Origin of the sequence: Kocuria soli (assembly GCF_003797835.1) — a bacterium.
GTDB classification, from domain to species: domain Bacteria; phylum Actinomycetota; class Actinomycetes; order Actinomycetales; family Micrococcaceae; genus Kocuria; species Kocuria soli.
This window is the reverse complement of record NZ_RKMF01000005.1, coordinates 92770-118849: the sequence shown is the minus strand read 5'-3', so window position 1 is coordinate 118849 and position 26080 is coordinate 92770. Positions and strand designations below refer to the sequence as shown.

The 26080-nt window shown below is 65.3% G+C and carries 14 protein-coding genes; 13 read left to right on the top strand and 1 reads right to left on the bottom strand.

From position 1 onward, the window contains the following. Positions 1-8: 8 nt before the first annotated feature. A complete protein-coding gene (locus EDL96_RS13675) occupies positions 9-2051 on the bottom strand; it encodes a S8 family serine peptidase (protein ID WP_123824767.1) in 2043 nt (680 codons plus the stop codon). Between the two features lie 392 nt (positions 2052-2443). On the opposite strand from EDL96_RS13675, the gene EDL96_RS05320 reads away from it, so the two are divergent. From EDL96_RS05320 to EDL96_RS05260, 13 genes are all read left to right on the top strand, one after another. Beyond that, positions 2444-2701, top strand: coding sequence for a type B 50S ribosomal protein L31 (locus EDL96_RS05320; protein ID WP_123824766.1), 258 nt, complete (start codon positions 2444-2446; stop codon positions 2699-2701). A 167-nt stretch (positions 2702-2868) separates the two neighbouring features. Beyond that, a complete protein-coding gene (locus EDL96_RS05315; protein ID WP_123824765.1) occupies positions 2869-4746 on the top strand; it encodes a hypothetical protein in 1878 nt (625 codons plus the stop codon). Between the two features lie 80 nt (positions 4747-4826). Beyond that, a complete protein-coding gene (locus EDL96_RS05310; protein WP_233568704.1) occupies positions 4827-5909 on the top strand; it encodes an LCP family protein in 1083 nt (360 codons plus the stop codon). Positions 5910-5964: 55 nt separating this feature from the next. Next, positions 5965-7236, top strand: coding sequence for a glycosyltransferase family 4 protein (locus EDL96_RS05305; RefSeq protein ID WP_123824764.1), 1272 nt, complete (start codon positions 5965-5967; stop codon positions 7234-7236). Next, positions 7233-9110, top strand: a complete 1878-nt coding sequence (locus EDL96_RS05300; RefSeq protein ID WP_123824763.1) for a glycosyltransferase family 4 protein — start codon at positions 7233-7235, stop codon at positions 9108-9110. Before EDL96_RS05305 ends, EDL96_RS05300 begins: the two co-directional genes overlap by 4 nt. Then, on the top strand, positions 9091-10086 hold the full coding sequence (locus tag EDL96_RS05295) for an ABC transporter permease (RefSeq protein WP_233568703.1): 996 nt from the start codon (positions 9091-9093) through the stop codon (positions 10084-10086). Before EDL96_RS05300 ends, EDL96_RS05295 begins: the two co-directional genes overlap by 20 nt. Further along, positions 10073-11041: an ABC transporter ATP-binding protein gene (locus tag EDL96_RS05290; RefSeq protein WP_233568702.1), complete on the top strand. Its 969-nt coding sequence runs from the start codon at positions 10073-10075 to the stop codon at positions 11039-11041. The genes EDL96_RS05295 and EDL96_RS05290 overlap by 14 nt, the downstream gene beginning before the upstream one ends. Continuing rightward, positions 11038-13017, top strand: a complete 1980-nt coding sequence (locus EDL96_RS05285) for a glycosyltransferase family protein (RefSeq protein WP_325049534.1) — start codon at positions 11038-11040, stop codon at positions 13015-13017. The genes EDL96_RS05290 and EDL96_RS05285 overlap by 4 nt, the downstream gene beginning before the upstream one ends. Before the next feature lie 125 nt (positions 13018-13142). After that, positions 13143-14405, top strand: coding sequence for a UDP-N-acetyl-D-mannosamine dehydrogenase (wecC, locus tag EDL96_RS05280; protein WP_123824762.1), 1263 nt, complete (start codon positions 13143-13145; stop codon positions 14403-14405). A gap of 94 nt (positions 14406-14499) precedes the next feature. Next, positions 14500-16752 (top strand): glycosyltransferase, encoded by a 2253-nt coding sequence (locus tag EDL96_RS05275; protein ID WP_123824761.1) that lies wholly within the window; start codon positions 14500-14502, stop codon positions 16750-16752. 7 nt (positions 16753-16759) lie between these two features. Next, positions 16760-22216, top strand: coding sequence for a heparinase II/III family protein (locus EDL96_RS05270; protein ID WP_158609510.1), 5457 nt, complete (start codon positions 16760-16762; stop codon positions 22214-22216). Beyond that, positions 22216-23106 (top strand): hypothetical protein, encoded by an 891-nt coding sequence (locus EDL96_RS05265; protein WP_123824759.1) that lies wholly within the window; start codon positions 22216-22218, stop codon positions 23104-23106. The genes EDL96_RS05270 and EDL96_RS05265 overlap by 1 nt, the downstream gene beginning before the upstream one ends. Positions 23107-23156: 50 nt before the next feature. Beyond that, entirely contained in the window at positions 23157-26039 is a 2883-nt protein-coding gene (locus EDL96_RS05260; protein ID WP_325049533.1) for a heparinase II/III domain-containing protein, read from the top strand. Positions 26040-26080: the final 41 nt, after the last annotated feature.

Below are 26080 nucleotides of genomic sequence, written 5' to 3'. Positions count from 1 at the left end.
GGTGGCCCTCAGTTGTAGTAGCGGTAGATGAACGCCGCCATGGCATCCCGGTTGGTGGTGTTCAGCGGCCGGAACGTGCCGTCCGGCCACCCCGTGGTGATACCACGGGAGGCCAACCAGTGGACTTCCTTGTAGAACTGCTGACCGGGGTGCAGGTCCGTGAACCGGGAGGTCGACGGCGCCGTGTAGGCCGGTGATCCCGCCATCAGGTAGAAGATCGCCGCCGTGGCATCCCGGGTGATGTCGTTCTGGGGGCGGAACGTGCCGTCCGGCCATCCCGTCAGAATCCCGTTGGACCGAGCCCAGGTGATCTCCTTGTAGAACTGGTGCGTGGTCGGCACGTCCTTGTAGGGCGAGGTCTTGGGCGGGGTGAAGGCGGGGGAGCCCTTCATCCGGTAGGCCACTGCCGCCATCGCGTCACGGTCGATCTTGGTGAGGGGCCGGAACGTGCCGTCGGGCCATCCCTTCAGGTAGCCGCGGTCCTTGACCCAGGAGATCTCGGTGGCGAACTGGTTGCTGAGGGAGACGTCCCGGAACGGCGGTTCGGGGGCCACGGAGGCCACCGCGCGCGCCGGCGCCACTTGGCGCGAGCCCAGTTGACCGGTCGACGTCGACTTGAGCGTCGACTCGATCTGCGCCGGGGTGAGCGACGGATCTGCCTGCTTCATGAGGGCCACGGTCCCGGCGACGAACGGGGCGGCCATGGAGGTCCCGTACTTGTGTCCGTAGTTTGCCGTGGCGTACGTGGTGCTCCCCGAGTTCATGGTCGAGATGACGGGCACGGTCGATGTGCCGCCCGGTGCCAGGACGTCGACGGCGGGGCCCCAGTTCGAATACACGGTCCGGGCGCCGTTCTGGTCGGCTGCACCGACCGCGATGACGTTGGTGCAGTTGGCCGGTGGGTAGTTGGCCGCGTCCTTGTTGGCGTTGCCGGCGGACACCACGACGGGGATGCTGCGGTTGGTCGCGTAGTCGATGGCGCCCTGCATGGTGGCGCTGCACCGTCCCTCCAGGTTCAGGGACATGTTGATGACCGTGGCGGGTGCTGCCGCCGTGGTGCCGTCGATCGTCGCGCCGGCCGCCCACCGGATGCCCGCGGCAATGTCTGACTCGTAGCCGTAGGTGCAGAAACCCAGGACGCGTACGGGCATGATCTTGGCGTCCCTGGCCACACCTGCCATGCCGATTCCGTTGTTCGTGCCGGCCGCCGCAATGCCCGCAACGTGGGTGCCGTGCCAGGTCGCGGAGCAGCCGGAGACACCAGGGCGATCGCCTGGATCCGAGGGATCGGCGTCGCGGCCGTCGCCGTCGATCGCGAAGGTGTCCGGCCAGTTGGACACCATGTCCCGACCGGGAACGGTCTTGCCCCGGAGGTCCGGGTGCGAAGCCAGGCCGGTGTCGATCACGGCCACGGTTTGCCCCGCTCCGGTGCTGGTGGACCATGCCGCCGGAACGTTGCGTCCGAGCAGCCCGAACTGTTGGTTCAGCAGCGGGTCATTGGTTGCGGGCGTAGCGGAAGCAACGGCCAGCCGGTCCGGTTCGGCGTACTCGACGCGGGGATCGGCCTCGAGCTCGTGGATGACGTCGGCCTGTTCTTCAGCGGTCAGTGCTTCATCGAAGGCCAGCACGTCGGTGCCGTCGTCGAGGGTGTTCACGGTGGTGGGAGTCTCCGCCTCGGCCAGTCCGGCCTCATCGGCCACCCCGGCGGACGCGGCGGCCTCCGCCACCAGAGCCTCCTTGCTGCCCTGTTCGTCCGAGGGTTCGGTGAACTTGACCATGAGGCGAGGCGTCTCCTCGGGGACCTCCCCGGGATCGGCGACTGCGGGGACATCGGTTGCCGCGTCCGCCGCCGCCTGAGCGGCGGCGGGGGCCTGGTCCTCGGTTCCGGTTCCGTCCGGGGACGTGGGCCCCGGTTCCGATTGCTCGGTGGCTCCGGCCGCAGTGGTCCCCGCAGCCGGGGCCAGAAGGAGGGTCAGCACCATGGCGAGGGCTGACGTGGCCAGAGGGGCCTTTGGTCGGCGACGGTTCGAGGGCGGCGGGGCAGAGCGCATGGAGGTATGTCCTTCAAGGGGAGCGAGGGAACAGCGAACGCTCACCACGACGTCGGTGCAACGTCGTCGCTGGTCAGGCAAGGAGGAGCCGGGGGGAGCCGAACCAGCGCGCCGGTGAGACGCACCACTTCACTCTACGAAACCGGTGGTCGCCGTGGGTAACGTCACGGAAACTCGACGAGACGCGCCCGTCCGCAAACCGTCCTCCCGGGACATGGCGGAACGCCCTGCTGTACGATGGTGCGCTGGTGTCCCGCTCCTGCGCACTCGCCGATGCCCACTCGATGGGCATCGGATTCGAAGCTCCGCAGTGACCGACCCGGACACCCGCAACCCAGCGTCATCGTGCCTGGCAAAATCCAGTCACCCAAGAGCCAAGGATTCACACGCTCATGAAGAACGACATCCACCCGGATTACCACCCGGTCCTGTTCCGCGATCTCGCCTCCGGCAAGACCTTCCTGACCCGCTCGACCGCCACCTCGGAGAAGACCGAGACGTGGGAGGACGGCAACGAGTACCCCGTCATCGAGGTGGAAATCTCCTCCGAGTCGCACCCGTTCTACACCGGCAAGCAGCGGATCATGGACTCCGCCGGCCGCGTCGAGCGCTTCAACGCTCGCTTCAAGAACTTCGGCAAGTCCAACTGATCGCAGCCCGGGGCGCTTCAGCTCCGACCGGTCGGACGGCTCAATCCGTCCGGACCTGATCTCGACGGCGGTTGTCCCGTGTACGCACGGTGACGACCGCCGTCGTTCGTCCACCCAGCCTGACCGACAGGGGCGCCACCAGCAGCCCCACCGATACACTGAGCGCGATGCGCCCCCCACACCACGTTCCCTCCCGGCCCAGGTCTGTGCCCAAGACCGCGCTCGGCACGACGCTGGCCACACTGTTGATTCTGACCGGCTGTGGCCCCGACTCCACCGAGGATCCCCAGAGCCAGGGTTCGCCCTCCACGTCAGCTTCCTCCACCGCCGCGCCGAACCCCGAGTCCACCGACCCCTGGCCGTTAGAAGCCCCGCCGGAAGACCCACTGGGCTGGATCGCCGAGCAACGCAACCGCGGGGAAGGAGCAACCCCCACGGCTACCGCGCCCCGTTCCTCTTCCGGGGGCGTGACGGTCGAGGTCTCCGACAAGGACACGGGCGAGGACTACGAACAGGCCGGCGCTGGCCTGTCCCTCGAGTCCACCGAACTGGCCGACGAACGGATCAGCAAGGACAATCCCGATCTGGTCAGGATCCTGTCCTCCATGGATCAGCCCACCCTGCGATTCGGCGGGAATGCCGTCGACCGCCGGTTCTTCTTCACCGATGCGGGGGAGACGCCACCGGATGACTGGCCCTTGCGTCCGGACGAGGAGATCACCACGGTCACCCCGGAGGACCTGGAGCGTGTGGCGGGCCTCGCCGAAGTCACCGACGCCTCGGTGATCATCGGCGTCAACCTGGCCGACGAGGACCCCGAGCGCGCCGCCTCCGTGGCCGCGCACGCCGAGGAAGCCTTCGGCGACCGACTGACCGGGATCATGATCGGCAACGAGCCCAACGGCTACTACCTGGGTGCGGACAACGATCGCAACATCAAGGACGCCTCCTGGGACGAAGAGAAGTTCATCGGGGTGTGGGAGGACTACGTCAAGGCCATCAGGAAGGAAGTCCCTGACGCGAACATCGTCGGCCCCGGGACCTACGACATGGACTGGTGGCGCGCGGTGATCGGTGCCGAGGTCGACAACTCCACCCTGGCGGTTCACCAGTACCCGCTCTCCGAGTGCGACGGTCTGGGCGATCCTGTGTACCGGGCCAACAGCGCCCCCACTCTCCAGAACACCGTGTCCGCCGAAACCCGTCAGCGCGTGGACATCCTCCTGGGTCGAGCGGTCAGGCTGGCTGACGAGGCCGACATGAACACCTGGGTCATGGAGACCTCTGTCTCCGCGTGCGCCGGCAGCAACGACATCACGACCACCCAGGCCGCCGCCCTCTACAGCGCCGACTACGTGATGCGCGCCCAGGAATTGGGCGTGGACCGGATCGGCTTCCACTCCTCGGTGGAACCGTGCAACGGCGGCGCCCCCATGTCGGTGCTCTGCTCCTCCGGAACGCTACAGAAGCCGGGGGAGGCCTTCGTGCCCCGGACAAACGGCCTGGCTCTGGCACTGGTCGGCGGCCTCCCTGCGGGGCAGTTCCAGGAGACGCAGATCGCGGTCGGAAAGGGTAAGCCCACCGAGGGTTCGAAGGGCGAGGAGGTGACCGCTTACGCCATTGAGCAGGAGGACGGCACCACGTCCGTCGTCGTCGTGGATTTCCGTGATCCCGCCACGGCCGAGGAGCTGCCCGTGACCGTTAAGTTGCCCAAGGGCATCAGCGCGGCGAACGTGAGCACCCTGAGCGGCGACGACTGGACCGAGAACTACCCGGCCACCACCCTTTTCGACGGGGGCGAGCCGTCACATCCGGTCACATCCACGAATGCGCCCACAACGGTCGACGGCGACGGGGTGGCCATGGACGTCCGTGGTGCGGTGACCCCCGTGGAGCCCGGACGCCCTTCCGTTGACGGATACGGACTACCCCTGCTGCCCCCGCGATTGCAGCCGCAGGTCCCCGGGGTGGAACCTGGTGACACGGATGTGACGACGACGACCGCCCCCGGGTCCGTGTCCGTGATCACGGCCGAAGCCCTATGATGGGACAATCTTGCGCTGAGTAGTTCGTTGTCCGCCGAGCGGCCGACAACATGCCATTCCCGTGACCAAAGGACGTGCCAGTGGCCCGTGACATCCAAGACGACCTGTTCGGTGACGCCTCCGAGAATTCCTCCGGGGGATCGTCCGAGGCGGGGGACGGTGCACGTCCCAAGCGACGCGGTCGCAAGGTGCTCCTGGGTTTTCTGATCTTCTTCCTGGTCGTCCTGGTCGGCGTGGTCACCGCGGTCTTCCTGTACGTCAACAACCTCAGCCGCAGCTTCGATGACAATGTCACCGCCTTGCCCTCCGCTTCGGCTTTTCCCGAGGGTGACCGGCCGGCGGACTCGGACGGCACCACCATCCTCCTGCTCGGCTCCGACCAACGGCCCGAGGGCGGCGGTGAGCAAGGCCGTGCGGGTGAGCGCGCCGACTCCATCATGCTGTTGCACATCCCACCGGACGGCGGTGAGGTCTACGTCATGTCCATCATGCGTGACACCTGGGTGGACATTCCCGGGGTGGGTGAGTCCAAGATCAACTCCGCGTTCCAGAACGGCGGGATGCCGCTCATGGTCGAAACCGTCGAAGGGCTGTTCGGCACGCGCGTGGACGAAGTCATGTCGGTGGACTTCGAGGGCTTCGAGGGTCTGACCGACGCTCTGGGTGGCGTGACCGTGGACGTGCCGCAGACGTTCAGCACGGATGACGGCACCACCTTCACCCAGGGCCCCATGGATATGGACGGCGAGGAAGCGCTCAAGTTCGTGCGTGAGCGCCACGCCTTCACGGACAGCGACTACACGCGCGTGGAGAACCAGCGGGCCTACATCCGCGCGCTGCTGGACCGCTTCCTGGATTCCTCGACGTTGACCAACCCCAGCCGTATCCAGGACACCGTGGACGAGATCTCTCCGTACCTCACGGTTTCCGAAGGACTCGATTCCGGCTACATCCGCGGTCTGGTCCCGGAGATGGTCGGCACCAGCAGCTCCGACATCCACATGTTCACCGTCCACACCAACGGCGTCGGGACCTCGGACGACGGCCAGTCGGTCGTCCTGCCCGATTACGACGCCATGAAGGAGATCGGGGACGCCATGGACGACGGCACCCTGGACGAGTACTACGAACAGAACAAGGACAACGACGGGAGCGGCCTGTAAGGCTGCCGCGCGGTCCTCCGGGGCCGACGCGGGAGCCCCAGGACCATCTGCCCCCATGAACGTCCTCCTCCTCACCCACTCCTACTGGCCCGAGCATTCCCCTCCGCAGCGGCGCTGGCAGGCACTCACCCGCCATCTTCGGAATCGCGGGTGGGCACTCACCGTCGTCGCCCCCGTCGCGCATTACAGCTTCGGGCCCGATTACTCGCCGACGACGCGCGGCCGGGTGCTGCGTCGCCAGACTGGCCCGTTGGGTGAACGGATTCTCCGCGTTCCCTTCATCACGGGCCGTGACGACCGGCTCTCCAAACTCTTGGACCAGCTCTTCACCGCAGCGGGAAGCTGCGTGCGTGCCTTGACCTGCCCCAGGCCCGACGTCGTGGTGATCACCGCACCCTCGCTTCCCCTGATGGCAGCCGCCTGGGCCGCTGCCAAATTGCGCCGGGTACCGCTGGTCGTGGAAATGCGTGACGCCTGGCCGAACCTGGTCACGGATTCCGGGGTGGCGCTGGGCCTGGCCCAGTCGGTGATCAACTGGGCCGTGGAGTTCGTCCAGAATCACGCCGACCTGGTCGTGACCGTCACGGAGGGCTTTGCCGAAACCTTGCGGGAGCGTGGGGTCACGTCGGTTGCGACCGTGCGCAACGGCGTGATGCTCTCCCGTACCCCCGCTTTACCCCCCGTCCCGCTCCGGTCCCGCCTGGAGGTGCTCTACCTCGGCAACCACGGTGAGAGCCAGCGACTCGAACGACTCATCGACGCCGCCCGCCTGGTCGGAGAGGACATGCGACTGACCATGGTCGGTCAGGGGTCGCAGAAGGCGATCCTCAAGGCCTACGCACAATCGCGGGGAGTGGATGTGCGTTTCCTCGATCCCGTGTTCCGGGACGAGGTCTTCGCTCATTACGAGGCAGCAGACTCGCTGGTGATCTCGCTACGGGATGACTGGCGCTCCTTCGAGGCGACCATTCCGTCCAAGACGTACGAGGTCATGGCGGTCGGCCGCCACATCACAGGTGTGGTCAAGGGAGAGGCCGCCCGTATCCTCGAAGCGGCCGGCACGGGTCACATCGTCGGCGGGACAGCCGAGGAGATCGCCCAGCTCTGGCGTCGTCTGGCTGAGGACCGTGGGCTGTTGGCGGTTGATGACGCCGGCCGACGGTGGGTGAGTGCCCATGCCGATTACAAAGATCTGGCCGATCAGTACGACGACCTGTTGACCGACCTGCTCGGCGCCACGCCCGGCGACCACGATCTGCAGCCCGCCAACGAGGGCCGGAAGCCGAATGAGCAGAACCCCGACGAGCACCGCGAGTCCGCTTCATGACACTCTCCGCCGAGCCTGTCGGCAAGATCCACTGGGGCCGACACCTCCGCTTGGTCCTTTCGACCGCTTTGGAGCATGTCGGCACGGATCCCGTGGTCTTCGGTCTGCAGGTGTCCCGTCGGCTCCCGTCCTCCTTGTCCTACCGCCTGGCTCGGCCACTGGCCGCCGCGCACCCGTGGGCACCGGGAATGGGTGGCCTCGGTCTGCACATCAGAGGTCGTGACGACGAACTCGAGGAGCTCTTCGACCGGGCTGTGCGCGAACCCGCGGTGCTACGGCGCGACCACCAACGGCGTCGTCGGCTGGCAGAAGTCGCCCAGGCCGTGGACGCCGTGGACCACGCTTTCAGGCTCACCGCGGAACTTCCCGGGGGACTGCGCCGGTCGGCAGGAACGTTGGCGCGTCGGGACTGGTACCTGGGCGACATGGGGTCCGCGGTCGAGAATCTCCAACGTGGGTGGCTCTCCGGACGAGCCACTCGCGCCGAGAAACGACAACTTCTGCGCCTGGTGGACGAACGCGCGCAGTTCCACGGCACAGCCCCTGACCTCCGCAGTTTCCTGGGCTCGGACGAGAATCAGTTGGCCGGCACGTACCAGCCACAACCGCAGACCGTGCTGCACGTGCTGACCAATTCCGTCCCGCACACCTCCAGCGGGTACGCCCTACGATCCCACGCGTTGCTTTCCGCTCAAGCGCGCGCCGGATGGGACGTACATGCGATGACCCGCCCGGGTTACCCGGTACAGGTGGGTCGGATCCAGGCTCGCGACCAGGACGTGATCGACGGTGTCACGTACCACCGGATCAACCCCGGTCGGTTGCCGGAGACCGCCACCGGGCGGCTGGACCTGTTCGCTCGGGAGCTCATGGTCCGTTGCCTGCTCACGCGCCCGGCTGTCCTGCACACCACAACGCATTTCGTCAATGCCATGGTGGTCGGCGAGGTCGCACGGGTGCTCGGCATCCCGTGGGTCTATGAAGTCCGCGGGCAACTGGCCGACACCTGGGCCTCCCGGCGTCCGGCGGCCGCGGAGGCCTCCGAACGGTACCTGAGCTTCACCGGTCGTGAGGCGCAGGTGCTGCGCCAGGCGGACGACGTCGCCGCCCTGGGTGGTGCCATGGCCGAACGCATCGAGGAGATCACCCATGGCGCCGTGCGCGTCGGTGACGTCCGACTGGCGCCCAATGCCGTGGGTCCCGAATACGAGGCGGAGCCCGAGCCGGTGGCCGATGTGCGACGTCGCCTGAGCACCGACCGCTGGTCCGTTCCGGACGCGGGATTCCTGGTCGGAACAGTGACCAGCGTGGTCGACTACGAGGGACTGGATGACCTGATCCGCGCCACCGCGCGATGGCCCGAGGGCATCACAACGGTGATCGTGGGGGAGGGCACGGCCCGTCCGGGCCTCCAGGAACTGGCCCGTCAACTCGGCGTTGCCGACCGGGTGGTCTTCACCGGCCGAGTGACCAAGGCCGAAGCCAAGGACTGGCAGCGTGCCCTGGACGTGTTCGTCGTGCCTCGACGCGACCGAGCAGTCACCAGGGCCGTCACCCCGCTCAAGATCGTGGAAGCCGGAGCCAGCGCGATTCCCGTGGTCGCCTCCCGACTGCCGGCCATCCAGGAGACCGTCCGCCACGGCGTCACGGGACTGCTGGTGCCCCCGGAGAACCCGGCCGAGCTGGCCGACGCGGTCCTGCAATTGTGGGCGGATCGGGGGCTGGCGCATAGACTCGGTCGGGCTGGTCGGGATGCGGTGCTCCGCGATCGGACCTGGTCGGCCGTGGCTGCGGGCACCATCGGACGGTACGACCAACTGACATCGGCAGCATCTCGCGAACGAGGAGGACACCGTGAGCACCCAACAGGATGACGCTTCCTCCGCGTACGCCGGTGAGACGCGACGTTCCCGGCCCACCAAGGCCAAGACCAAGTTCACCGCTCCGGACGCACCGCCCTGGGAGGGCCTGACCCAGGCGGTCGCCCACAGCTCCAACCAGCGGGTCAGTTTTGACACCTCCCGCCTCGTGGCCGTCGGTGCCCGCCCGCCCCTGCTCGAGTACCTGGTGAGCCTGTGGGGATCACGCCACTTCGTGCTCTACGACGCGCGTGTGCGACTGGCCGTGAGCCAGGACCACACCCTGCTGGGGAAGATGTGGCTGGTCCTCAACCCGATTCTGTTCGGCTTGACGTTCTACCTCATCTTCGGCCTGCTGCTGCAGACCAGCCGCGGGATCGAGAACTTCACCGGCTATGTGGTCATCGGCTTCATGATGTTCTTCTACACGACACGCTCGTTCGTGACGGGAGCTCGTTCGATCGCCACGGGACAGAACCTGATCCGGGGATTCTCCTTCCCCCGGGCAGCACTTCCCCTGGCCATCACGGTGCGTCAGGCCCTGAGCCAGGTGTACGTCCTGATTGCCATGGTGCTTCTGGTCCTGGCGATTCCGCCGAGCGAACCCGTGGGCCTGCACTGGTTGTTGATCATTCCCATCTTCATTCTTCAATCAGTGTTCAACTGGGGCTTGGGAATGCTTTTCGCTCCGTTGGTCCACAAGATTCCCGACGTCGGAAACATCCTCTCGGTGGTCACCCGGCTGTGGATGTACGGTTCCGGGCTGTTCTACGACCCTTCACGGTTCACGGACGACCCGACCATCCTGGCCCTGTTCCACCTCAACCCGCTGTACCAAATTCTCCAGATGACCCGCGACATCCTGCTGTACGACGTCGTTCCGTCTCTCGGCCAGTGGGCACTGCTGGTGGTGTGGGCCGGAGGCGTCTGGCTGATCGGGCTGATCGTGTTTTGGACCAACGAAGAAAGCTATGCCAATGAGCGCCGCTGAACCGCTCCCGCTCGACCCTCTGCAGGGGACGGGCGAGGTGCCCGACGTCACCGAGACGGCGGCGCTGCCCGTCGTCGCGGAGAACGGCACGCAGCAGATGCCGGCGATCACCGACGTCCGACCGGCCGTGGTCATCGACGACGTCACCATGGTCTACACGGTCACCAGCACGGGTTCCGACGCGGAGGACCAGGTCAGTGGGCCCCGTAGGGTGCTCCGCAAGGCCTTGGGTCGACCGCCCATCGTGAACAACCAGGCACTCACGGACGTGCGCCTGCTGATCGAACAGGGCGAGTTCGTCGGCTTCATCGGCAGGAACGGTTCGGGCAAGTCGACGCTGATGAACATCGTCGCCGGGCAGATGAACGCAACCCGCGGCCGCGTGTGGGCCGTGGACCGCCCGGCCAAGCTCGGCGTCAACGTGGCCCTGGTCCCGGCACTGTCCGGTGACCGCAACATCCGCCTGGGCTGCCTGGCCCAGGGCATGAATCCGCGGCAGGTGGACGAGGTCTTCGACGACTTGGTGGAGATCGCGGCCCTGGGCAAGGCTCTGCACTGGCCGATGAAGGCCTACTCCTCCGGCATGGCGGCCCGTCTGCGTTTCGCCGTGGCCACCGCCACCAACCCGCACGTGCTGATCCTGGACGAAGCGCTCAGCACGGGTGACGCCCAGTTCCAAGCCCGGGGCCAGGCGCGAATGCACGAGATCCGTGAGAACGCCGGCTGCGTCCTCTTCGTCTCCCACTCGATGAGCGAAATCCGCCAACTCTGCACCCGGGTCGTCTGGCTCGACGACGGCGAGGTGGTCATGGACGGCGACACCGACGAAGTCGTGGACCGCTACGACGAGTACATGAAGATGCTGGCCGCCGGGAACCTGCTGAGCGCCCGCTCCTACCGCGACGAACGCGCCGCCGAGTACCAGCCGCCGACCTGGGTGGGGGCGCACCGGTGACCCTGGAACCGGTCGATTCCTCATCCTCCCCGAACACGCCGGGCAGACCCGCTGCCGGGCTCGGCGGCAAGGCCCAGGGGCTGACTCAGGGCGCTCGCACCGCCATGTGGCACCTGCGCGAAGGCGGCGTGCAACAGTTACGCAAGCACTTGCGCCGTCGTCGTCTTCCGAACACCACGGCCCAGGCCACCGCCTCCGGCGGCACCGGGCTCAGCTTCCCGGAGGCACCGCTTCCGGAAGCGTGGCGGCGACCCTATGAGGACGTCGTCGTGGCCACCATCCTGGACGGGTTCTCCGCGCAGGCCTTCGGGTACGAATGGCAGCAGGTGCCGTTGACCCGCACGGGCTGGCGCACTCAGCTGGAGGAAACCCAACCGGACCTACTGTTTGTGGAGTCGGCCTGGCACGGCAACAACGACCAGTGGCAGTACCAGCTCACCGGCGCCAGTGGGGTCAAGGAACCGTTCAAGGAACTGGTGGCCGAGTTCCGGCGCCGTGGAATCCCCACGGTGTTCTGGAACAAGGAAGATCCGCCGCACTACGAGGACTTCCTGGAATGTGCCAATCTCTTCGACCACGTGTTCACCTCCGACGTCAACCTGATCCCCGCCTACCGGGAGGCCCTTGGCCACGACCGGGTGGCCGTACTCCCGTTCGCCGCGCAGCCGGCCATCCACTCACCGGCCCGCCCGGCGCACGGGTTCCACGAGCGGGACGTTGCCTTCGGCGGCATGTACTTCGCCCACAAGTACCCTGAACGCCGCGAGCAGATGGACCTGCTGCTGGGTGGGGCCGACGACGTCTCCTTCCGCATGAACCGCGGGCTGGAGATCTTCTCCCGCTACCTCGGCGACGACGAGAGGTACCAGTTCCCCCCGCCCCTGGACCGTCGGGTCGTGGGTTCCCTGAACTACCGCCAGATGCTGACGGCCTATCAGGCGTACAAGGTGTTCCTGAACGTGAACTCCGTGGTGGATTCGCCGTCGATGTGCGCGCGTCGGATCTTCGAGATCATCTCCCGCGGGACTCCCGTGGTGTCCACCCCCTCCGCAGCCGTGGGGGAGTACTTCCCCCAGGAGGAACTCCCCGTGGTGACCGACCGGTCCTCCGCGGCAGACGTCATCCGGACCCTCGTCCGCAGTCCCGAGTTGGCCGCGCGGACCGTTCGGCTGGGGCAGAGGCGGATCTGGGCGCACCACACCTACACGCATCGCGCCGCCGAGGTGCTGAGCGCGGCGCTGGGAACCCGACCCGACGGCAAGCCCTGGCTGCCGTCCGACCCCACGGTTTCCGCGGTCCTGTGCACCAACCGTCCCAAGAACCTCCCTGTTGCGCTGCAGACCATCGGCGCGCAGATCGGCGTTGATCTTGAACTCGTGGTGGTCTGCCACGGATTCGGTGCGGACACCGGCGCCGGCGAGCAGTCGCTGACGGACATGGCCACGGCCTACGGGATCGAGAAGCTCAGGATCGTCGACGCCCCGGAAGACTGGACGCTGGGGGAGTGCTTCAACGCGGGAGTGGCCGCCGCCACCGGCGAGGTCATAACGAAGATGGACGACGACGACTGGTACGGACCGAACTACCTCCGCGACCAGTTGGCCATGCTCCGGGTCACGGGTGCAGACGTCGTGGGCAAACAGGCGAGCTTCATGTACGTCGAGTCTTACAACGTGACGTTGCTGCGATTTGCCGAGCGGGAGCACCGGTGGACGGATTTCGTCCTGGGACCCACGCTGATGGCCCGCCGCGAAGTCTTCGAACAACACCCGTTCGAATCCAGAACGACGGGCGAGGACAGCGCTTTCCTGGACTCCGTGGCCAATTCCGGGCTCCGGATCTATGCAACCGATCGATTCAATTTCCGCCAGTTCCGCGGAGGGCACGGTCACACCTGGAATGTTACGGACCAACACGTCGTCTCAACCGGGGTGGTCGTTTCCATGGGGGATTGGCAGGAGCACGTGAGATTATGACGACAAAGCGTTCTGCATTCATTGCTATTGCTTTCTGCCTTCAATAGCTTCCCCGGCAACCCGCCCGTGATCTCGGCCGCCGGTCAAGATCAGTCATGAACGTCTACCCCTAAGGAAAACCTTCCATGGCGCAGAATCTCCAGACAGTCGTTTTCGTCGGCCTCGGTTACATCGGCCTTCCCACGGCCGTGACCCTGGCCAACAGTGGCGTGCAGGTCCGCGGCGTCGACGTGAATCAATCCGTCGTGGACCGTGTGTCTCGCGGTGAGGTCACCATCGTGGAGCCGGGTTTGGAGGAGGAACTCAAGAAGGCCGTCGATTCCGGGAGCCTCACCGCGCACACGGACATGCAGTCGGGGGACGCCTACGTGATCGCGGTTCCCACTCCGTTCAAGGAGAACTACGAGGGCGACACCTCCTTCATCGAGGCCGCAGCCGCCAACATCGCTCCGTTGCTGCAGGGCGATGAACTCGTGATCCTGGAGTCGACCTCGCCTCCGCTGACCACCCGGAAGCTCGCCGAGGTGCTCACCAGCGCCCGCCCCGATCTCACGGTCGATCCGGAGGAAGCGGCGCAGGGCGACAAGAAGCTCATCCACCTGGCCTACTGCCCGGAGCGCATCCTTCCGGGGCGCGCGATGGAGGAACTGATCACCAACGACCGCATCATCGGCGGCATGACCCCGGAAGCCGCCAAGCGCGGACGGGCGGTGTACGAGACGTTCTGCAAGGGCGAGCTCCTGGAGACCGACGACGTCACGGCCGAGATGGCCAAACTCACGGAGAACTCCTTCCGCGATGTCAACATCGCCTTCGCCAACGAGCTCTCCCTGATTTCGGACAAGCTCGGGATCGACGTCTGGGAGCTCATAGAGCTAGCCAACCACCACCCCCGGGTGAACATCCTGCAGCCGGGCCCCGGCGTGGGTGGCCACTGCATCGCCGTCGACCCGTGGTTCATCGTCTCCTCCGACCGCGAGAACTCGAACCTCATCCGGACCGCCCGTGAAGTCAACGACGGCAAGCCCCACTGGGTGATCAACAAAGTCAGGGACGCTGTGTCCCACAAGGCTTCGCCCGTGGTCGCGGCCCTCGGACTCGCGTTCAAGGCCAACATCGACGACCTGCGCGAGTCTCCGGCACTGGACATCACCAAGGAGCTTGCCGGCTCCACGCCCGATGCCACCGTGCTCGCCGTCGAGCCCAATGTCCAGGCCCTCCCGAAGGCACTCGAGGGACTGGCCAACGTCGAGTTCGCGGAATACCGCGACGCAATCGAACGCGCCGACGTCGTGCTGTTGCTCGTGGACCACGACGAGTTCAAGGATCTTCCCGCGACGGCCCTGGCAGGCAAGGCCGTCGTCGACACGAAGGGCCTCTGGCGCTGAGCCCGTGGGGTGCGGGCACCAAGCCCGCACCCCACCGCCTTTCTTTGCCCCTCCGTACCACCCCCTCCCCGCCGGTTAGGACAAGGACCCCACCATGGCACCCCCCATGTACGACGACGCACGACGTCGACTCTGGCACCTGCGTCGGACCACGGCTCAGTGGTTGACCCCCTCCGGACTCGAGGTGCAGGCTACTTCCGCCCCCGACGCCGACGCGAGCCTGGCGGCCGAGACGCTCGCCGAACGGGTGGCCGCAGAGCTCGAGGCCGACCGTGAACGGGAGGCCGAACGCGCGGCTAGTGTGCGGGCACAAGCCCTCGGACGTTCCGCGGAGGCCCGTGACGGTGGAAACTCTGCCGAGGCGGTCGACCATCTCCGTCGGTTGCTGTTGGATCAGCCGCACGATTCGACGGCCTGGCAACTGTACGCACTCCGGCTCATGGAGTCGCGCAACTACGGGGCAGCCTTCGAAGCCCTCAAGAACGCGTTGGCGGAGGACCCGGCCAACCTGGACGCCCTGGAGTTGTTGGTCGACGCCGGCACCGGCGACAAGGAACGTATGCCGGCCGTTCTCGAGGCGTATGACGCACTGGTGGCAGCACTTGAGCAGCGTCCGGACCAGCACCGGCGTTCACTGGACTTCGTCATCCCGTCGTCATTGGACGCGGCCTTGCCGATCCTTGCCGAAAGCCCCGACCGCATCACCCGCGCCGTCGTGGAACAGGCCCTTGAGCCGGAGGCCGCCTGGGACTATCCCAAGCCCGCGTGGTTGTCGGAGGACGAGTACGTCCTTGCCAAGCTGCTGTTCAGTCTGCAACGAGGGCGGCGGACCCGGGCCATCGAACTCATGCACCAGTTGCCGGACCGGGCCGTGTCCCGTTGGTCCCTACGTCTGGCGATCCGTCGTGATCTGAGGGACAACCGGTTGCCAGGTGCCCGGCGGTTGCTGGCGGAGTACCGTCGTCTGGAGCCGGAGGACGGTTGGGCACGGCAGCACGACGAACGGTTGCGGAAGAACTCGACCCCGTCCAACTATCAGCTGGCCAAGCAAGGTTTTCCGTTCCCGCATCGTCGGGACCGCAGTGCATACGACGCGGTGGGGGATCGGATCTTCTACCTGCTGCACAACTCCTTGCCGTATCACTCCGCCGGCTACAGCACCCGAACGCACGGTCTTCTGACCGGACTGCGGGACCAGGGCTGGGACGTTCGCGGCGTGACCCGACTCGGGTATCCGTACGACATGCCGGGCATGGCCGAACTCGGTCCCATTCCGGAGACCGACGTGGTGGACGGTGTCCCGTACCACCGGCTCAGCATCACCGCGGGAATCGAGAAGAAGAGCCCCATCACCTCCTACGTGGAGCGCTACTCCCGCGCTCTGGAGAGGACGGCGCGGTCCGAGCGCCCCGCGATCCTGCACGCGGCCTCCAACCACTGGAACGGACTGGCCGCCGTGGCCACCGCCAATCGCCTGGGGATTCCGTCCATTTACGAAGTGCGCGGGCTCTGGGAAGTCACCCGAGGATCACGCGATCCCGAGTGGGCACAGGGTGGCATGTACAAGTTCATGGCCCGTATGGAGGCCGACGCCGCAGCCGAGGCCACCCACGTCCTGGCCATCACCCAGGCGCTCAAGGACGAACTCATCAGCCGCGGGGTGGACGGCGACAAGATCACGGTGGTGCCCAACGCCGTCAACGGAGACCGGTTCCAGCCTCAGGACCGCGACTCCGGTCTGGAGGCTGAGCTGGGTCTGCAGGGCAAGACAGTGATCGGCTACGTGGGATCGGTTCTGGACTACGAGGGTCTCGGTCTGCTGATCGACGCCGCGGAGATCCTGGGCCGAAACCGCGACGACTTCGCCGTGCTGATCGTGGGCGACGGTGCGGAGTTGGAGAAGTTCCAGGGGATCGTCCAGGAGCGAGGACTGGAGGGCTTGGTGCGGTTCACAGGCCGGGTACCTCACCAGGACGTCGAGCGGTATTACTCGCTGGTGGACATTGCCCCGTTCCCGCGACTCCCGCTTCCGGTCTGCGAGATGGTCTCGCCACTCAAGCCGTTTGAGGCCCTGGCCATGCAGAAGGCCGTGGTCGCCTCGGACGTCGCGGCCCTGGCCGAAATCATCACACCCGGTGTCAACGGCCTGTTGCACCGCAAGGGTGACACCGACGACCTGGTACGGGTCCTGGAGCAGCTGCTGAATGACCCGCAGCAACGCCAGGATCTCGCCGAACGCGGCCGCACCTGGGTGGTTGAAAACCGCCAATGGTCCGGCGTGGCAGGCATCGTGTCCGATATCTACGATCAGCTCGGAGGCCGACGCGCGTCGACCCCTGCGGGATAGGTTCTCCATGACAGACACCGACAGCGGCACGATCCAGGATCTGCTACAGCGCTACGACGTCAACGAGGACGTCTGCACGCGGCAGTGTGTGGGAGCCGGGTTCGAACGCCGGGACAACAACGACGATCGGGCTGCCAAGGTCATGTCCGGCTCCTTGCAGCTGGCCCCGCACGCTGTGTGGAAGACCGATGGCTACGACGACTGGTCGGCCGACCCCTTCGGCTCACGCAACTGGCAGTTCCAGTTCCACGCTCTGCGCTGGCTCTCACCCGTACGCCATTCCGCGACAGACGGTTCGGAGGAGGCCCGCCAGTTCTGGCTTGCCACGGTGCGGTCCTGGATCGAGCACAACCATCCCGATGCGCCGGCCTCCCAGTTTTCTTGGGTGGACATGGCAGACGGCCTGCGGGCCCAGGAACTGGTGTTTGGCTGGCCGCTGGCCAAGACCGACGAGGAACGGGGCGTGCTCCTCGGTGCGCTCGAGACCCACGGCGAATGGCTGGCCGACGAGGAGCACCAGTCCCACGCCAATCACGCCCTGCACCAGAACATTGGACTGTTCGTGCTCTCGAGCTTTCTGCGACATGACAAGTGGCGCGACCTGAGCATCGGTCGATTGGCCCGTCTCTTCGAGGTGTCTTTCGACGAGAACGGTGCCAACGACGAAGGCTCGATCGACTACCACCGGATGAACATCTCGTGGTGGCAGAAGACGTGGGACCGTGTCGCCCAGGAAGGGGGAAGGGTTCCTGAGTCCGTTGCCGCCCAACTCGCTCAGGCCGCTACGTTCCTGGCGCACGCCACGAGACCCGATGGAACGATGGTGCCGATCGGGGACACTCACCTCCGTGAGGTCACGGATATGGGGTTCCCGGAACTCGAGTACGTGGCCAGCCAGGGAACTGCAGGCATGCCACCGGCCGCTACTGCCGTTGCCGCCTCAAATGGCTACGTCATGGGACGCTCGGGCTGGGGTGAGCAGGACGGATCCTTCGCAGAACACAGTCACTACAGCCTTCGGTTCGGCAGGGCCTATTCGGCCCACCACCACGAGGACAGGGGCGGTCTGACCTTCTTCGCCAACGGCTTCGACTGGATCACCGATCCCGGGTCGTACATGTACGAGCCCAAGGACCCGTTCCGCCGGTATCTCCGTTCCCGGGCAGGCCACAACCTCGTCGTGATCGACGGCAAGGACTACGACCGCGAAGGGCACGTGACCCTGCAATCGGTGGACTTCACGGACACCGTGCACGACATGACCGTGGTGGACTCGAACTACGACGGCGTGCGACTCACCCGCCGGATCGTCTATCTGCCGGCTCTGGACCTCATGGTGGTCACGGATGTCTTCGACAGCACTGACGAGGTGGTGGCCAGACAGCTCTGGCACACGGACTCAGGGGTCAAACCACGCTATCGAGACCAAGCGTTGGAACTGCAGACCGCTGACGGCCGCCGGTTCACGGTCAACTGGCTGGCCGGTGGTGCCCGACCCAAGGTGTCCTATGCGGAGGACGGCCGACCCGAGAATTGGGTCTCGGGCCGCTGGGGCAAGAAGAACAAGGCCGCAGGCTTCCACGTGGAGCAGAAGGCCCGCCGGGGCTTCTTCACCACGGTGCTCGGTGAGTCGACCCAGGATCCTTGGTCGGTGGTTTCGAGCCGGGTGAAGGCCGATACCGCCTGGCTCAGGGTCCAGCGGGCCGGTCAGATCTGGGGCATCACCATCGACCAGGACGGTGTGACCGTCGAACAGGACCCTGTCTACAAGGGGGTTGAAGTGCCCGAAATCAAATCCGACTTCGAGGCGGCGGTGCTACGGACACGGCTGGACGCACTCGAGCAGAGACTCGCGCTCGTGAGCGCCCGTCAGGCCGAGGCCACCGCTGTCGAGAACAGGGGTGTCGAAGACGTCGAGCAGAAACTGGCGTCGACCTCCAAGAAGGTCAAGCAACTGGCCAAGGTCCACCAGGACGATCTGGAACGTGAACTCAAGCTGGTCGCCGCCATCCTGCCGCTGTTGCCGCCCGATGTCCCACGTCGCACGATCCTCGGGGGAGCAGACTTCGCCCAGTACCTGCCGTACATCCAGGATCCGCTGTACGTCTACGAGCAGTGGCGCCACAAGACCGACGCGATCCCGCTGACGCTCGCCCAGCGACGTCACCTGGCCAAGGACCTCTACTCACGCGGTTACTGGCTCCGCAGCCTGGAATTGCTCAACAGCGTGCTCACGGTGACGGGCAGCGACAAGGACCGCCGGACCATCGAGATCCGAACCTCGGAAATCGCCATGATGCGCGGTGAGATCACTCTGAACTGTGAGCCCCCGGAATCTTTCGAGCCTGTGGCCGGTCGTGTGCTGCACGTCGTCGGAAAGGCCATTCCGGAGACTCAAACCGGCTACACCCTACGCACGCACTACCTTGCCCAAGCGCAGGTGCAGAAGGGTTACGACGTCCACGCCTTCCGGCAGGCCGGGGGTGTCCCCGAGGCCGTCGAAGAACCCGAAGTGCTTCTGGACGGGGTGACCTATCACCTACCCGAAGGGCAACCGCGCGGAACCCTGCCGTGGGACGAATGGTTGGAACTGAACGTCCGAGAATTGTCCGAGTTGGTGGCGCGCGTGCGCCCAAGCGTGCTGCACTGCCATTCGGATTTCGTGAATCACATGATCGCCCACCCGGTGGCCCAGGCCTTCGGACTCCCTGTGGTCTACGAGAGCCGCGGGTTCTGGGAAGAATCGTGGCTCTCCCGCATCGAGACCAAGTCGGGCCGAGACCTGACTCGCGACTACGACCGCTACGGTCTGCCCGAGGCCTACACGCTGCGCCGCGCGCGGGAGGATGCTGCTCGGGCGCTTTCGGACCGGGTGACCACGCTCGCCGAGGTCATGAAGGACCACATCGTCGAGCGCGGTGAGGAAGCCGCCAAGGTCTCCGTGACCCCCAACGGCGTCCAGCCGGACGAGTTCCCGGTTATCGAACCGGACCTGACACTCAAGGCCGAACTGGGGATTCCGCCTGAGGCCCCGGTGATCGGGTACATCACGTCCGTGGTCGAGTACGAGGGCATTGACACGCTGCTCACTGCATTCCGAACCGTCCTACAAGAACAACCGGAGACATGGTTACTGCTCGTCGGAGACGGACCGGTGCGGTCTTCACTGGAGCACCTGGCCAAGAACCTGGGCGTCGCGGATCGTGTGATCTTCACGGGACGGGTCCCGCACGAGAGCGTTCTCAACTACTACAGCTTGATCGACCTCTTCGTGGTGCCACGCAAGGACCGGACCGTGTGCCGCCTGGTCACACCCCTCAAACCCTTCGAAGCCTTTTCCACGGGCCGGGCCGTTGTGGTCTCCGACGTCGATGCCCTACGGGAAATCGCCGACCAGAGCGGAGCTGCCGCAACTTTCACTGCAGGTGACCCGGCCGACCTGGCGCAGGTGCTCAACGAACTGCTGAATGATCCTGAAAGGCGCCTGGCCATGTCGGTCAAGGGGGCGGAGTGGGTACGCCAAGCACGGTCCTGGGCGGCCATTGCAGACCTCTACGACGCTCCGTACGAGAACGTCGGGTTTCTGCCGTTCAGGCCCGCCGATGATCCACTCTCCGAGCCATACGATGCGCTTGCGCTGCGCAATGATCTGCGCAATCTCAGCCGTCATGAGGCACTTCGGTATCTCACCGTCCATACGGGCCAGCCGCAGTACGACCCCGTCCGGACCGCCGACGAGATCATTGCGGACGGCTGGTCCAATCACGGATTCCCGGCCATTGCCATCCCGGAAGACTTCGACTGGCTCCAGGTCGAGGAACTTGACCGGACGTTGCAGATGTACCTGCACAGCTGGGAGTTCCTCACACCAGTCCTTGAAGCCTGGGAAGAGACTGGCAGCGCACACTATCTCGAGTGGGCGGTTCAACGGGCTTTGCGGTGGGCAACGTACTTCCCGGTCATCGATCCATCCACCATGGCGTGGTACGACATGGCCTTGGCGTACCGATCCGTGGCTTTGCAGGGGCTGATCCGCGCCGTGGCAGGGTCCTCTGCGGTCTCCGATTCCGACTTCAACACATTGGTGGCGTCGACACTGCGTCAGCGCGATGCCCATTGGCGTCCCGATTCCTTCAACCCCCGGAACAATCACGGGTACTACTCGGCCGTCAGCCAGGTGGTCCTGTCCCGGGCATTTCCGCAACTTCCGGGAATGAAAGCCCTCAAGGCTCAGGGCGATTCCCGACTTCGCATCATGACGGCCACACAGTTCCTGTCCGACGGCGGCCACGCCGAGCATTCCCCGGAGTACCACCGGATGCTCTTGAACTCCTTCGAGGGCGCCATAAGCCTCGGTGCCGTACAGGATCCCGAGGTTGTGAGCCGCATTGGGAAGGCCGCCGACGCTCTGGGCTGGATGATCCTGCCGCAAGGCCAGGTGCTTCAGTTGGGGGACTCTGCCCAAGGCCGTCTGGACGCCACCGACACGTCCTCGTCGGCAACAACGGACTGGGTCCTGTCCAAGGGTGCCCGCGGTGTCGCCCCGACCGACGACGCCTTGGTCCTCCCGGAGACGGGCTATGCGATCGTGCGTCGGCTCAATGCCGATGAGCAGGAGGGGAGAAATGCGAGCTACCTGGCTGTCACGGCGGGATTCCACTCCCGGACGCATAAGCACTGTGACGATCAAAGCCTGGTGTGGTTCGAAGACGGCCAGGAAATTCTGGTGGACGGGGGCCGATACCGCTATGGCGATCTGCTGCCGCAGGACTCGCCATTGCGCAGCAACGGCTTCTATTACTCAGATCCTATTCGCCAGTACATGGAATCCTGCGCTGCCCATTCAACCGTGAGTGTCGACTCGAGGCTCCATGACCGCCGTCGTGCGCCGTACGGATCCGGGCTGGTCTCCTTCGATCGTCTTGACGACGGCGGATACCGGATCGTGACTGCGGTGCCCCACGACGGATGGGAATCTGAACGAACCGTCACGTACCATCCGGGCCGTCGGCTCGTCATCGAGGACCACGTCGTGACACAGGACGATGAGCGCCACACGCTGCATTCCTGGTTCTTGCTCGACGGCGGCCTCGAGATCACGGACGAGCAGGGGATGCAAGGCGAGGACGCGCAAGGGAAGGGTCTCGGAATCAGGTCCATGAAGTGGGGTGGACCATTGCACCTCAAGCGCATATCTGGTCTTGACGAAGAACTCACCGTCCGCACCAACCGCATAGGCGACACCTGGGAAGAGGTGGAAGGGGTCCGATCCCGCGAGGACCGAAGAACTGAACCGGCATGGTCCGTCCGTTGGACGGGTGAGTTCCAAGGGGAGGCACGTACTCGCACCGAGTTCGTCTTCGAAAGCGAGGAAGGCCACCAGAATCCTGCGCATGTTTCATACGACCAGAACCATTCCTTGACGGACGACACGCGGCCCGACCTTGGAAGCAGTGACGTCTGATGGTTGCCCTGGACCCGCACCACGAACCCGATGTGATCTACGGCAGCCTGGAGGAATTCCTTGCCCGGGATGATCGACAGTCCAGGGTGATCCGAATCAACCTGCAGCCCGTTCCGCTCGACTTCCGCTACATCGCACGCGGTAGCGAGAACCTCACGGTGTTCTTCACTGCGGCGGTACCCAAGGATTCTTTGGCACCAAGGTTCACCGGGTTCGGTATCAGTCGAACCTTGAACACGAACGGCCTGCACTTCTCCGACCCGTCGACGGCGTTGGCGCCGGAAGTCTTTCTTGCCCGGTACACGGGAAGCGTGCGACAACCGTTGGCCGAGGTGCTGCCCCGCATCATCGCCCACTACCAAAGCGCCGCACCGCGTGCCCGCACGGTCTTGTACGGCGGGTCCGCACGGGCCTTCGCGAGCCTGGTCAACGGACACCGTCTCCCCGGAAGCATCGCGGTTGTTTCCAACCCGCAGACCGATCTGCGGAACTACAACACCGGATTGGTCCGCCGCTGGTTGAAAATCTGCTGGAAAACCTCAGGTGTGGACATCCCAGCGGACCTGGCGCGCGTCCCGCCCTGCACCGACCTCGTGTCCCTCTATGCGCAAGGGTCGCCCAACCGAGTGGTGTACATGCAGAACGCCGGCGACGCCGACCACGTTGCACCGCACTTCGTACCTTTCATCGAAGCCACCCGCGAGAATCCAGATGTGCGATTCATGCTGGGCGACTGGGGAGATGGCCACAAGGCCCCACCCAAGGAACTCATCGTGCACACTCTGGACATGGCCTTGACCGAGTCCTGGGACTCACCGGCCTGGAGCGAAGCCGGATTTCGGACCGCGCATGAGTATCGTCGTCCGTTCCAGGACCTTGAGCGCGGATAACCGACCCCGCCACCGGTCAATGACCGGGCGGGCAATGAAAGGTGTGACAGTTGGCATTGGACATCGCTGCGATTTCGCAGCAGATCACGGCTCCGGCCAGGAAGAACCAATTCTCCAGTGCCCTGCTGCGTGGCGAACTGACTCTCAGGCCCCACCCGACCTGGTCAATGCCGAAGCACCTGACATGGACCGAAGACCCGTTCAACGACAAGAACTGGATCCATCAGTTGCACATGCTGCGCTGGATGGCGCCCCTTGCCCAAGCGGGACGGGCCGGCGACGTCCCCGCTGCCGAGCTGTGGCTCCGCCATGCGACCGACTGGGCACGGAACAATCCGCCTGGAAGGTCCAAATGCATAGCGGCTTGGGCCAACATGGTCGACGGGATCCGCGCCACGCATCTCGTCCTCGGCGTGCCCATGATCAGTGAGCTGTTTCCGGACTCCCTCCCCGTTCTGGAGAAGACGATCACCGAACACGGAGCCTGGATCGCCGACCCCAGGCATCTGGGCCATTCCAATCATGCCCTGCACCAACACGAAGGTCTGCTCCTGTGCGGCATCGCCCTGGGCCGACACGACTGGACAGAGTTGGCGGTCGAGCGGATCGGGCAACTCTTACGAGAACAATGGGATGCAGAAGGCATCAACGCAGAAGGTGCCATCGCATACCACCGCAACAACTACATCTGGTGGCAGCGGCTGCTCGCTCGGCTGGAGTTGGCCGGGCTGGATTACCCGGCGGGTGCCGAATCCCTGGAGGCCACGCCAGTGGCCCTTGCACATGCGACACGTCCCGACGGCTTGTTCGTCCCGATCGGGGACACCGATGGTGGTTCGGCCGACGGTGTGGACCACCCAGCATGTCGCTATGTGACATCTCAGGGCAGCGAGGGAGAACCACCCCAGGAATTGTTCAAGCTCTACCGCGACGGGTATGCCTTCGGCCGCAGTGGGTGGGGGGAGTTTGAACGGGACATGGCAGAGGAGACGTTCTTCTCGATGCCGTTCGGACGCTTCAAGGTCCATGGCCACCCGGACGGCGGATCCCTGACATTCGCCGCCGGGGGAGTCAACTGGATCACGGATCCAGGGAAGTACTCCTACACGCACGAGGACCCGATCCGGAAGTACGTCATCGCGCACTCCAGTCACAGCCTGGTGTATCTCCCGGACGAGCACCGTGACCGGAACGCAGACGTGGCGCTCCTGGCCCATCAAGAGGCCGACAGCCACTGGGACATCACGGTCGCTGACCAGGGCTACGCAGACGTAGACCTGACGCGCAGAGTCTTGTTCTCCACCAGTGGGGAGTACCTCGTTGTGGTGGACACTGTGCGCGCTGATCGTGACGTCGTCGCAGTTCAGCGCTGGCAACTGGGTGCGGGCGTGGAGGCCGAGTCCACAAAGAATGTCGTGGCGTTGAGCAGCGGGGAGAAATCCGCCGCGCTCTATGCCTCTGGGACCAAGGCCGACACGTCCATCATTCGCAACACGGCACCGTGGCTACCGGAAGGTCGTATTGCAACCGCCTGGAAGCAGAGTGTGCCCGCGCCAGTTGTCGAGATGACCAAGCACGGAAAGTCCTTCCGATTCGTCACCGTCCTTTCAGCGGGTCAGAAGACGGCACCGAAGTTCTCTACTGTCAAAGGTCTACCGGCGGGAGTCCTCGGGCTGACCGTGGACAACGGATTCTCCGCGGAAACCATGGTGATTCGTGACCGCGACGTCCGTGTTCTCTCGGGCCCGGCCTCGACGGAGGACGCCGCGGCTGCGCTGGATCTAGCCCCTGCTCCAGCTTCTGCCGTTCCGGGCCGTCCCGCGTCAGCCGGACACGCCACTGGCCCCGCACGCCAGCTCACTCGTGAGGAACACGCCAGCGTGCTCGAGAGACTCGCACGGGCACGTGCGGACGCGGCCCACCTCGACTCCGCTGAGCGACAGGCCTTCGCAGACGAACTCGAATCCGAACTCCGGCCCGAGCTACCGGGCGGTGACTTCGACCTCGGCCTTGAAGCTTGCCTGAGTGATCTTCGGCAGGCCAGGAGCGGGCGGTCTGCCGCGATGGTTGCGAATCGGGCCCCGTTGATCAACTGGGCTCAGGACGAGACGTGGCGCCCCACCTACTACGACCTTCCGATCAAGACTCACCTCGGGGGTTGGAATCACACCACAACTTTGAATCAGGCCGGTCTCCACACCGTGGAATTCGGACCGCTGGTCCTTCCGACACTTGTGGAACCGTACCCGGGGAACACATTGACGGTCCTTTTCCACGGAGCCATAAACCGAACCAAGTCCAGATTGCCACTCTTTCAAAGAGTTGCCCTCCAACGGAGCCTGGCCATGGGCCCGATTCTTGGTTTCAGCGACGCAACGCTCGATCTCGACGCTCAAATGCGACTCGGGTGGTATCTGGGGGCCGGATTCTGGGACCTCACGACCGCGATGGTTGACGTGATCCGTGGGGCCGCCGCGACGTGGGGAACAGAGCACGTAGTCCTTCAGGGCAATTCCGGTGGGGGGTTCGCTGCTATGCAAGTGGCCGCTCAGATGCCCGAAGCGCACGCGGTCGTCTTCAACCCACAAACTGACATTCGACGCTACTCTGCTGCGCATGCGCGGCGGGCCTTTGAAGCAGCCTTCGGAGACCGGTCAGACCCAACGCGTGACGACGAGCTCGCGCGCGTGAGCGTGGCCCACCGGTGCCGGACGACCGGCACGTTGGGACAGTCCCTGACCTACGTGAGCAACTCCGGAGACCGAATCCACGTGGCCAACCATGAACTCCCACTCCTTGAGGCCCTGGAAGACATGGGCGTTGGCACGACAGTCAACCGGGTGGACTTGTACCTAGGAGACGGACACAAGCCCGTCGACAACGACAAGTACGCAGAGATCATGACCTCCGTGTATCAGCAACTCACGTCTTGAAAGGTTGCTCCTGTCAGTTCGCCTGGAGCCCTTCGAATTCA

Bases quoted from the DNA above. Each gene is read 5' to 3' on its own strand.
- EDL96_RS13675 (WP_123824767.1), bottom strand. From the start codon at position 2,051: ATGCGCTCTGCCCCGCCGCCCTCGAACCGTCGCCGACCAAAGGCCCCT.
- EDL96_RS05320 (WP_123824766.1), top strand. From the start codon at position 2,444: ATGAAGAACGACATCCACCCGGATTACCACCCGGTCCTGTTCCGCGAT.
- EDL96_RS05315 (WP_123824765.1), top strand. From the start codon at position 2,869: ATGCGCCCCCCACACCACGTTCCCTCCCGGCCCAGGTCTGTGCCCAAG.
- EDL96_RS05305 (WP_123824764.1), top strand. From the start codon at position 5,965: ATGAACGTCCTCCTCCTCACCCACTCCTACTGGCCCGAGCATTCCCCT.
- EDL96_RS05300 (WP_123824763.1), top strand. From the start codon at position 7,233: ATGACACTCTCCGCCGAGCCTGTCGGCAAGATCCACTGGGGCCGACAC.
- EDL96_RS05290 (WP_233568702.1), top strand. From the start codon at position 10,073: ATGAGCGCCGCTGAACCGCTCCCGCTCGACCCTCTGCAGGGGACGGGC.
- wecC (WP_123824762.1), top strand. From the start codon at position 13,143: ATGGCGCAGAATCTCCAGACAGTCGTTTTCGTCGGCCTCGGTTACATC.
- EDL96_RS05275 (WP_123824761.1), top strand. From the start codon at position 14,500: ATGGCACCCCCCATGTACGACGACGCACGACGTCGACTCTGGCACCTG.
- EDL96_RS05270 (WP_158609510.1), top strand. From the start codon at position 16,760: ATGACAGACACCGACAGCGGCACGATCCAGGATCTGCTACAGCGCTAC.
- EDL96_RS05265 (WP_123824759.1), top strand. From the start codon at position 22,216: ATGGTTGCCCTGGACCCGCACCACGAACCCGATGTGATCTACGGCAGC.